This is a genomic window from Kineococcus lubricus (assembly GCF_050871965.1).
Taxonomy (GTDB): Bacteria; Actinomycetota; Actinomycetes; order Actinomycetales; family Kineococcaceae; genus Kineococcus.
Window position 1 is genome coordinate 1 of the sequence record NZ_JBJLSK010000073.1, and the last position, 1,067, is coordinate 1,067.

Genomic DNA, 1,067 nt, shown 5'->3' on the forward strand with positions numbered 1-1,067 from the left:
GGGCGGGCACTCCGTGCCCGCCCGTGGCCGCGGCCGTCACCGGGGCACCGGCACAGCGGGTGGGCGACGCGGACGCGGACGTGGCCACTCCCCCCCGGGGTCGCCGCCCCCGCGCGTGCAGCGCCTCCCCCTCGGGGCCGGTCCGGAACGCCGCGGTACCCCGCACCCGGGTGCGCAGGACGTCCGGGGTCCGGTCAGCGCGCGGCGCGGGTGATGAGCTGGACCACCTCACCGGGGCGCGAGACGGCCACGGAGTGCGAAGCTCCCTCGACCGTCACGGTGCCCCGGGAACCGGCGCGCTCGGCCATGAACCGCTGGGACTCCAACGGGATGTTGCGGTCGGCGCCGGCCAGCAGGAACCAGGAGGGGACGTCCGCCCAGGCGGGCCGCCCCGACGCCTCGTCGAGCGCGGCGTCGCGGACGGGGCGCTGGGTGCTCGCCATGAGCGCGGCCCGGTCCGCCGGGACGTCGGCGGCGAACTGCCGGCCGAAGAGCTCGGGCCGGATGTAGAGGTCCTTCGAGCCGTCGGCCAGCGGGACCGGCGCCAGCGTCGGACCCAGCGTGCTGCCGGGGAACTTCGCCGCCAGCCCGGACGCCGACTCGCCCTGCGCCGGGGCGAAGGCGGCGACGTACACCAGCGCGCGGACCTCGGGGGAACGTGCCGCCACGTTCGTGATCACCGCGCCGCCGTAGGAGTGGCCCACCAGCACGACGGGCCCGTCGACGGCAGCCAGTCGCGCCTGGAGGGCATCGGCGTCGCACCGCACGCCGCGCAGGGGGTTGGCCACCGCGATGGCCGGGTAGCCGTGCCGGTGCAACCGCTCGAGGACGGGGTTCCAGCTGGAACCGTCGGCGAACGCACCGTGGACCAGGACGATCGTGGGCCGGCGCCCGGGCCGGGGCCCGGACGAGGCGACCGCGGCCGGTGCGCTGAACCCGGTGAGCCCGGCGGGGGGGGGGGGGGGGGGGGGGGGGGGCCGCGGGGGGGGGGGGGGGGGGGGGGGGGGGGGGGGGGGGGGGGGGGGGGGGGGGGGGGGGGGGGGGGGGGGGGGGGGGGGGGGGGGCGG

General features: G+C 80.2%; 1 protein-coding gene. It reads right to left on the minus strand.

Features of this window, described 5'->3' with window-relative positions:
- Positions 1-194 precede the first annotated feature (194 nt).
- On the minus strand, positions 195-878 hold the full coding sequence (locus ACRYRX_RS22575; RefSeq protein WP_432515445.1) for an alpha/beta fold hydrolase: 684 nt from the start codon (positions 876-878) through the stop codon (positions 195-197).
- Positions 879-1,067: the final 189 nt, after the last annotated feature.